This window comes from Xanthomonas sp. NCPPB 2632, from assembly GCF_041228075.2.
In the GTDB taxonomy this organism is placed as follows: domain Bacteria; phylum Pseudomonadota; class Gammaproteobacteria; order Xanthomonadales; family Rhodanobacteraceae; genus Luteibacter.
In genome coordinates this window covers 4,652,979-4,661,991 of the sequence record NZ_CM192979.1, presented here as the reverse complement: position 1 = coordinate 4,661,991, position 9,013 = coordinate 4,652,979, and the positions used below count along the sequence as shown (strand labels likewise).

Below are 9,013 nucleotides of genomic sequence, written 5' to 3'. Positions count from 1 at the left end.
ACGATGAAACGCCGTACCCTGGTAAGCGCCTGCCTGCTCCTGTTGGGCACACAGGCGGACGTGGATGCACAGACCCTTCCCGCGCAGGCCCAGCAACAGCCCGCGCAGCGCACGGACCGCTATTACGACCAGCGCCAGGCACCGCCGGTGCCGGGGAGTACGGCGGATCCGCTTCCGGCTTCTGCTGCACCGGCCAAGGCCACGGTGCAAAGCGACGTGCGTTTCGTGCTCACGTCGGTCACCTTCGATCACTCGGCCTTCCTCGATGACGCAGCCGTGCACGCCGTCGCCCAGCCGTACACCGGCAAGGAAGTCGGAGCGGCGGAACTCAACGCCATCGTCGACGGTGTCAACGCTTTGTACACGGCCAAGGGCATCAGCACGGCACGCGCCGTCCTGGGCAAGCAGGGCGTCGTCGATGGTGTGGTCCATGTCGACCTCGTCGAAGGTCACCTGGGCGCGGTACGTATCCAGGGCAATCACCGGACGAAGGAAGCATTCGTCCGGCGTCGTATCCATGCGCAGGAAGGCGAGTTGTTCGATGCCAACGCGTTGCGCGACGATCTGGTCTACCTCAACCGCACCACGTCGCTGCATGGCGCCGCCTTGCTCCAGCCGGGTGCCACTCGCGGCATGACCGACCTGCTGGTCGACGTCACCGAGCCGGCACCGCGCAGCTTCGACGCCTTCGTCGATAACGCCGGTGTCGACACCAGTGGCACGACGCGTGTGGGCGTACAGGGCCATGCGGACGGATTGCTGGGCGTGAGCGACCGCCTGGACCTGAGCATCGCCAAGGCGCGGGGCGGTACTGACGGCTCGCTGTCGTACGCGGCCGTCGTCACTCCATCCAACGGCATGCTGGGCGCCAGCTACTCACGTAGCCAGATCGATATCGTCAACGGCGCCTACCGCGACCTCGACATCGTCGGCCATTCGTCGGTGGCGGCGCTGAACTTCACCCAGCCGTTCATTGCCAACCAGCGCTGGCTGTTCGAGGGCACGGCATCCTACTCGCACGCCAAATCGTCCACGGACATCGCCGGCACGTCGGTGGCCGATATCACCACCAACGGCCTCGGCGTGGGCATCCTGCTCAACCATCGTGTCGAGGGGCGCGAATGGACGCTGACCCAGTCCGTTACGCACCTCAACAGCGACCAGCCCATCGCCGATGCCGGTTCGTTCCTTACCGCCACCGGCAGCTTCGACGGCGTGCAGCGCCTGGGCGGCGCCTGGGCACTGCGGCTCGGCGCCGGGTGGCAGTACACCTCCAAGGACGCCCTGCCGTCGTCGTCGCTGTTCCAGCTGGGTGGCGTGGGCAGCGTTCGTGGCTACGACCGCGGCATCGTGGCCGGCACTCGCGGGTATTTCCTGGACCTGGAGCTGCACCGCCAGGTGGGCGCGGCGGATCTCTACGCCTTCGCCGATCACGGCGCGGTCTTCGCCGCCTTCCCGCGCGACCGCCAGATCACCGGCGGCGGCCTCGGCGTGCTGTGGAACTTCCGTCGCTGGCTCAGCTTCAACGGCGACGTGGCGCACGCGTTCACCAAGGTGATCCCCGGACAGGACAGCTGGCGGGTGGACTTCCGCGCGGCGGTGCACTGGGAGTAGGACGACCCACCGGTCGGTTAAACTTAGGGGGTGACCACCTCCACCCAGAACGGCTACATCCTGACGCGCCAGTGGCGGGACACGCGGGAGGGTAGCGAGGTGGAGCTCTGGGTGGCCATGGAAGGCGGCGCCCGCCGCGTCGTCCTTACCGGGCAGCGCAGCGTGGCCTTCGTTGCCGCCTCCGCCCGGGAAACCGTGGAATCCGCGATCCGGCGCGATGCCGCCGTCGAGCTGGCACCCCTGCCGCTGAAGACCTTCGCGCAGGAGCCGGTGCTCGGCGTCTACACGCGCGGGCATCGGGTCATGCAGGCGCTGGAGAAGCAGCTCTCGGAGCGGGGCGTCGTGCTGCATGAGGCGGACATCCGTCCCGACGACCGCTACCTCATGGAGCGCTTCATCACGGCGTCGGTGACGATCGAGGCCACGGAGGCCGATGCCGCCACCCTGGTCAATCCGCGCCTGCGCCCCGGTCAACGCTACCGGCCGACGCTGCGCACCGTATCGCTGGATATCGAAACCAGCGCGGAAGGCCAATTGTATTCCGTGGCCCTGGAAGGTTGTGGCCAGCGTCAGGTCTACATGCTTGGGGTGCCCGGTGCGGGCGACGAGACGCCTCACGATTTCGACCTGGCCTACGTCGACGACCACGCGGCGCTCATCGTCGCGCTGAACAACTGGTTCCGCCATCACGATCCCGACGTCATCATCGGATGGAACCTGATCCAGTTCGACCTGCGCCTGTTGCAGGCGTGCGCGGATCGCTGCGGCCGCGTGCTCACGCTCGGGCGGGGCGGCACGCCCATCGACTGGCGGGAGCACCGGCATCGCGAGCACTACGTGTTCGCGTCCATTCCCGGCCGCCTGCCGATCGACGGCATCGAGGCGTTGCGTTCGGCCTCGCTGAGCTTCGCGTCCTTCAGCCTGGAGGCCGTCGCCCGCGAGCTGCTCGGTGAAGGCAAGGACATCGACGATCCGTACAGCCGCATGGACGAGATCGAGCGGCGTTTCCATCAAGATAAGCCAGCCCTGGCGCGTTACAACCTGCACGACTGCGAACTGGTGACGCGGATATTCCACAAGACGCGCCTGCTCGAGTTCCTGCTGGAGCGCGCCGACGTGACCGGCCTGCAGGCCGATCGCTCCGGCGGCTCGATTGCCGCCTTCAGCTACCTCTACCTGCCGCGCATGCACCGGGAGGGCTACGTCGCGCCACGCACCGGCCGCGCCACGGGCGAATCCTATCCCGGGGGCTTCGTGATGGAGAGCCGTCCCGGTATCTACGATTCGATCCTGGTACTGGACTACAAGAGCCTTTACCCGTCGATCATCCGCACCTTCCTCGTCGATCCGATCGGCCTCGTGGAAGGCATGCGGGCGGTCGATCGCGATGCCTGGATACCCGGTCCGCTGGATACGCGCTTCTCGCGGACGACGCATTGCCTGCCTGCGCTCATCGCGCAGTTGTGGACGGGTCGTGATGCCGCGAAGGCGCAGGGCAACACCCCGCTCGCACAGGCATTCAAGCTGCTGATGAACGCGTTTACCGGGGTGCTGGGTGCCCCGGATGCGCGCTTCTTCGATCCGCGGCTGATCTCCGCCATTACCCTGCGTGGCCACGAGATCATGCAGCAGACGCGTGCGTGGATCGAGGCCGACGGCTACGAGACGATCTATGGCGATACGGATTCGATCTTCATCGGCCTGGGGCGTCCGCACGACGAAGCCGAAGCGCAGGCGGTGGCCGATACACTGGTGGCGCGTATCAACACGTCATGGGCCGCGAAGCTGCGCGACGAGATGGCGATCGACTCCTACCTGGAGATCGAGTTCGACACGCATTACCGTCGCTTCTTCATGCCGACCATTCGTGGCAGCGAGACGGGCAGCAAGAAGCGCTATGCGGGGCTGGTGCGTGACGGCGACGACGAGCAGCTCGTGTTCCGCGGGCTGGAAGCCGTTCGCAGTGATTGGACACCGCTGGCCAGGCAATTCCAGGAAGAGCTGTTCGGCATCATCTTCCGGCGGCAGCCTTACGAAGCGTACATCCAGGCTTATGTGCGCGACCTGCGGGAGGGCCGCCTCGACGAGCGTCTGGTCTATCGCAAGCGCCTGCGCGGCAAGCTGGACTCGTACGACCGCATGACGCCACCCCAGGTCCGGGCCGCCAGGCTGGCCGACGAGCACAACGCACGGCTCGGCCGCCCCTTGCAGTACCAGGGCGGCGGCTGGATTCGCTACGTCATGACCCTCAACGGGCCGGAACCCATGGAAGCGCGGCGCGCGGCCATCGACTACGACCATTACGTGGAACACCAGCTGCGCCCGATCGCCGACGCGATCCTGCCCCTGGTAGGCGGCCGGTTCGATACCCTGGTGTCGCAGCAGAGCCAGCTGTTCTGAACGCCTGTCGTGCCGCGGTCTTCACGTGCACTCGACCCCGCCTTACAGGGCAAGGGGGGAAGCTGGGCTTTCCCACCGAACCGGAGCCTTCCCATGGCCGAGTCGAACGAATCCACGAAACCGAAGAGCCCGCGCGAGTACGACGCCGGCACAAGCGACAGGGTTGAGAAGAACCCCAAGACGTCGGAGTCCCCCCAGCAGAAGCACGAAAACGAAGACCACGGTTGAACCGGGAGTAGCCCCTATGGCCGATCAGGAACATAAACCGCAGTCCGGCGATCGCAACAACGACTATGTCGCCCGCAACGACAAGCCCCAGCAGGTCAAGCGCGACAAGGCGATCGAGGAAGGTGAGCGAAAGATGGACGAGATATCCAAGCGGGACGAAGGCGTGCGCTAGCCGTTGGTAGTGTTGCCGCCCCACGCACTTCACGCTCTAATGCGCCATTGAATCCCGCACCTTGCTACCCGACACAGTGACCGTTTCCTCCCAGACCCTCGATTTCCGCGCCCGGCGCCGTCTCGTCACGCGTGACACTATCGCCCGTGAAGCGAGGCGGCTGTTCCTCGAGCGGGGATTCGACCAGGTGACGATCGAAGAAATCGCCGCGGCCGCCGAGGTGGGGCGGATGACGGTGTTCAATCATTTCCCCCGCAAGGAGGACATGTTCTTCGAACACGACGAGCCGGGCAGGGAGCTGATCCGCGAGACCATCCGCCGATACGATCCGGCCATCGGGCCGCTGGAAACGATGCGCCTGTTCGCCCATGAACTGGTGGGGCAGGGCAGCCCGTATATCCGCTTTACGTCGGCGCGGCAGAACTATGTCCACACCATCGAGTCCAGCGAGACCCTCAAGGCGCGCATTCGCGCCATCCGGGACGAGATCGCCCAGCTGATCGCGGTCGGGCTGGCCGAGCGGGTCGGTCGCGACCCTGCCGACGCCGAGGCCCACCTTGCGGCCGATATGCTGCTGGCCACATACACGGTGGCGATGTGGCAGGCCCACCGGCGTTATCGCCAGCATCCCGACGCCGGAGAAGCCGCAGCCACCTTCCTTCGTCTGGTCGACCAGGGCACCCGCGGCATCCAGGCCTCCCTGGTCGGCACGCCCTACGCCTGAAACGTCCGGAATCGGGGCGGCCAGGCCGCTAAACGGAGGAACCCGGGGATCGCTGGATCCCCGGGTTCGTCGTCCCGCTTCGCTTCACGTCAGGCGATCACACGCGTCCGAAAGCCTGGCGCAGGCGCTCGCCCGACCAGGCCTGCGCCTCTTCCGCTTTCTTCACCACCGCGGCGGCGCCGAAGAACTCGTGGGTCACACCCGTGTAGGTGCGCCGCTCGACCGGCACGCCGGCTTCCTTGAGCTTGTCTTCGAGGATGCCACCGTCCGAGCGCAGCGGATCCAGGCTGGCGTTGACGATCGACACCGGCGGCAGGCCACGCAGGTTGGCGTGCTCCAGGTCCAGGCGCGCGTCCTTCTTGTCGTCGTCCGAGCGGACCAGGTGACCGACGAACCATTCGATCATCGCCTTGTTCAGCGGCTTGGCGATGGCGTTTTCGATATACGACTCGGTATGCAGCGAGCCGGTCTGTCCCACCGGATAGACGGCCAGGACGTGCAGTGGCGCCTGTAGACCCGCATCCCGTGCCGCGACCGCCGTGGCGACGGCGAGGTTGCCGCCGGCACTTTCACCGGCCAGGGCCAGGCGGGAGGGATCGCCGCCCAGTGATGCGGCGTTGGCGATGACCCACTTGTAACTGGCCAGGGCGTCGTCCCACGCAGCAGGGAACTTGTGCTCCGGCGCCTGACGATAATCCACGGACACCACGATGGCGCCGGCCTGCTTCGCCAGGCCACGTGCGCCCGCGTCGTAGACATCGGCATTGGCGATGACCCAGCCGCCGCCATGGAAATAGAGGATCACCGGCGGGTTGGCGATACCGGTCGGGGTGAACACGAACGCGTTGAGCGCGCCGGCGGGTGTGTCGACCACGATGGTGCGACGGGTGACGCCGGGCACGAGCACTTCCGGCGTCGCGTCACGGTTCTGCTTCTTCAGCAGGTGGTTCACGGCGTCCTTCATCGTCGGCTGGGTACGCGCTTCCGCCGGCGTGAGTTTTTCGATGGCTTTCGGTTCGAGTTCGTTGAAGGCGATCGCCACTTCGTGCATATCGTGGTCGGCGCGAATCGCGCCGACCGCGTCAGCTAGGGCATTCTTGATGGGATTGGGCTTGCCATGGTCTGACATGAGGTCTCCGGTCGTCGGCACGGGAATCGCGCCCGACTGAAGATACGGGGCACCGACCCCGTCAGACGACGAGGCAACCATTTCGATTTAAGGACGATGCACGCAGTTGAAATCGGTTCGAACCTCCACGTGACATGGCTCTCACCGATGTGAACCGGCATCACCTCACCTTACCTACTGGCGCAACACATCCTGCGGCAACGGCTGGTTGTCGTCCGGCTGGGATGGCCCACCCTGCGTCTGGTTCTGCCGGATCAGCACGTCCTTCATCGACAAGGCGTTCTGCAGTCGCACCCTGCGGACGTAGTTGTTTTCGATAAGCGAGTTGCCCACGGAATCCCAGAGGCCCACCTCGCCATCCCCAGCGAAGAAGTTGTGCCGAATAATATTCGTCTGGGTCACGGTGCCGTCGTAACCCGTGCCAGTTGTCTGCTGGCCGTCTCGCCGCGTCGGCCCTTGCCCGGACAGTCCTGTCTGGGCGTCGGCAGTCTGGGAGACGGTGTTGCCGAGCAACTGGAAGTGCCAGCCCGGCGTGTAGCCGGTGCCGGTCACGTACTCGCCGGCCTGCTGCACGATGCCGCCAGCGGCCGTGATCCGGTTGCCCGCCTGGATCACATCCGAGGATGGATAGAAGACATTCTGGATACCGGGCACGCCGTAGTCGTTGTTGACGAACAACATGCGTCCGAGGGTACCCGTCAAGGTCAGGACGGACGTGGCGTCCGGATCGACGTCCCAGGGCCGATCGACCGTCACCTGGCGACGCTGGTCGCTGGCGGTGACGAAGCGCATCTGGCCGGAACCGGTGCCGGCTACCACCATGGCCGAAAAGCCGGTGGCGGGGAACTCGGCTTCATCGGTGATGTTGCCGGTGAGCGTAAGTGCCGTCCCGTTCACCCCCGCTACGCCGCCGGAATAGATGTTCTTGTTCTCGTCGAAGGTTAGTCCCCATACGGACGGATTGCTGCTGGAAGCCCGGCGGCTGAGGTTGTCCGCGTAGTAGACATCGCGCGTGGGCATGGCAAATCCCCTTTCGACATCGAGCCCCCCTTCCGGCGACGCCGCCTGCATGAGCGTGTTGCCGGTGAATACGCCGTTTTCCGAGTAGAAGCGGAACGACAGGGCGATGTGACGCCAGGTGAGCGTAGACCCGGTAACCGACGCGCCATACACATGACCATTCATGAAAACCGGCTGGCCCGCCGTCACTTCGCTGTCGCGAATGCGCAGGTTGGACACGTTGCTGGCCTGCACGCCTGTCGCAACGGTCGTGCCGGACGATCCGAGGTTCATGACGACGTTATCCACGAACGGTACCGAATGCACATCGTTTATCGCCATGTGGTCGAACACGATGCCGGTGCCGCTCGTCATGTTGGGCGCGGTTATCTTGACGTTCCTGATACCGAAGACGCCTTGGGCGTAGTTGTTGTCGACATTGTTCTGGCTAACAACGTTTCCCTCGCCGCTGAAGAGTTCGCCGCCATTGGCATCGGGGAAGCGCACTTCGGTATTCGAGCTCTTCCCGCCGTCGATGATCGAGTGGTTGGGTATGGCGTGCTCAAAGCCCTGGGCGTATTTCCCCGAAAGAACATACGCGCCATAGCCGAGCGTGATGGTCGCCCCCTCGTTCTCCCAGGTGGCGCGCGTGCCGTTCCCTTTGGCGTCCAGGCCCCTCGCACAGTTGAAGGCGATGTCGAAACTGTCGTCGTCGGGCAGTCCGCCGCCGTGGGGGCCGGCGACGGTGCATGTCCGTGCCGGCCAGGCGACGGGCGCTGCGATCGTGACCTTGCTGTCGGCGGTGGGTCCGATGGAGCGGTCCGCGCCCAGGCCGAAGTGATCGAACTTCTTCCACGCCGCCGGGCCTCCCGATCCGTTATGGAAATAGAGTTCATATGAGCCAGCAGGAAGGTCGGCAGGTAGCGCGAAGCTCGCGCTGTAGTTGCCGTCGATGGCCGACCCGGGTCGATCCGCGGTCAGCGTCCTCACGACCGCCCCGTTTTGTACCAGCGCAAGGAGCGGCGACCGTGCCGAGGCCGATACGCCGCCCATCGCGGTGCCATACAAACGAAGATACCCGCCAGGTGATGCCGTCGAGCCCCGGTCACCCTGCACGAACCAGATATCCGGCACGTTCACCAGGCTCATCGGCCCCACGGCCCCCGAGCCCGGTTCGACCAGCCGGAAGGCGTAGACGCCGGATACCGGGTCGTTGGGCAGGAACTTGACCGAGTGCGTGCTGGCCTGCAGCGGCACGATATCGGTGGTCTGGGCCTCCGATATCGAAGCATGGGCCAGGGGACTGCCTGCATCGTCGTCGGCTAGCCGTTGGTACCTGACCACGGTATTCGGTGAGGTGTGCGCGGCACTGACGACGATCGTGTCGCCGGCGACCACGGGCTGCGATGCCCAGAACGCCGTGGGCAATCCCGTATCACCGGCGTGGCTCGGCGCCATGATGCAGGCCGCGATCGCCAGCGCGATCCCCTGGGTGACTATCCTGTTACGTGAAGCGCTCATACGTTTCATCTCCGCTATCCGTGTCAGTAAAATGGCAACGTCAGCGGTTCTACCTGTGCCGCACAGCGAGTGCCAGCACTAACGGCTTTCAAGCGATCATCGAAAGGTAACGCTGTGACGTCGGTCCCACATAGAAGGCCATAACAGGCATCGTCAGTTATCGCCATGTCGTCCGGTGGTGCCGCCGAACGTAACGTGATGCGCCGTTTTGCGTCATTGCCAGAGG

General features: G+C 65.2%; 7 protein-coding genes. 5 read left to right on the top strand and 2 right to left on the bottom strand.

The genetic code is table 11. From position 1 onward, the window contains the following. The first annotated feature begins 3 nt into the window (after positions 1-3). From AB8808_RS20100 to AB8808_RS20080, 5 genes are all read left to right on the top strand, one after another. Positions 4-1,614 (top strand): ShlB/FhaC/HecB family hemolysin secretion/activation protein, encoded by a 1,611-nt coding sequence (locus AB8808_RS20100; protein ID WP_369925387.1) that lies wholly within the window; start codon positions 4-6, stop codon positions 1,612-1,614. 30 nt (positions 1,615-1,644) lie between these two features. Beyond that, on the top strand, positions 1,645-4,014 hold the full coding sequence (locus tag AB8808_RS20095; protein WP_369925384.1) for a DNA polymerase II: 2,370 nt from the start codon (positions 1,645-1,647) through the stop codon (positions 4,012-4,014). A 93-nt stretch (positions 4,015-4,107) separates the two neighbouring features. Further along, positions 4,108-4,242 carry a hypothetical protein gene (locus AB8808_RS20090; protein WP_369925383.1) on the top strand — a complete coding sequence of 45 codons (135 nt, stop codon included), beginning with the start codon at positions 4,108-4,110 and terminating at the stop codon, positions 4,240-4,242. 16 nt (positions 4,243-4,258) lie between these two features. Continuing rightward, positions 4,259-4,414, top strand: a complete 156-nt coding sequence (locus tag AB8808_RS20085; protein WP_185754244.1) for a hypothetical protein — start codon at positions 4,259-4,261, stop codon at positions 4,412-4,414. Positions 4,415-4,490: 76 nt separating this feature from the next. Beyond that, positions 4,491-5,138, top strand: coding sequence for a TetR/AcrR family transcriptional regulator (locus AB8808_RS20080; RefSeq protein ID WP_369925380.1), 648 nt, complete (start codon positions 4,491-4,493; stop codon positions 5,136-5,138). Between the two features lie 97 nt (positions 5,139-5,235). Here the strand turns inward: AB8808_RS20080 and AB8808_RS20075 are convergent, their stop codons facing one another. Next, entirely contained in the window at positions 5,236-6,267 is a 1,032-nt protein-coding gene (locus AB8808_RS20075) for an alpha/beta hydrolase (RefSeq protein ID WP_369925378.1), read from the bottom strand. A gap of 174 nt (positions 6,268-6,441) precedes the next feature. Continuing rightward, a complete protein-coding gene (locus AB8808_RS20070; protein WP_369925376.1) occupies positions 6,442-8,787 on the bottom strand; it encodes a hypothetical protein in 2,346 nt (781 codons plus the stop codon). Between the last annotated feature and the right edge of the window lie 226 nt (positions 8,788-9,013).

What these genes read in the sequence shown, in the direction of transcription:
- AB8808_RS20100 (WP_369925387.1), top strand. Translation starts at nt 4, where the DNA reads ATGAAACGCCGTACCCTGGTAAGCGCCTGCCTGCTCCTGTTGGGCACA.
- AB8808_RS20090 (WP_369925383.1), top strand. Translation starts at nt 4,108, where the DNA reads ATGGCCGAGTCGAACGAATCCACGAAACCGAAGAGCCCGCGCGAGTAC.
- AB8808_RS20085 (WP_185754244.1), top strand. Translation starts at nt 4,259, where the DNA reads ATGGCCGATCAGGAACATAAACCGCAGTCCGGCGATCGCAACAACGAC.
- AB8808_RS20075 (WP_369925378.1), bottom strand. Translation starts at nt 6,267, where the DNA reads ATGTCAGACCATGGCAAGCCCAATCCCATCAAGAATGCCCTAGCTGAC.
- AB8808_RS20070 (WP_369925376.1), bottom strand. Translation starts at nt 8,787, where the DNA reads ATGAGCGCTTCACGTAACAGGATAGTCACCCAGGGGATCGCGCTGGCG.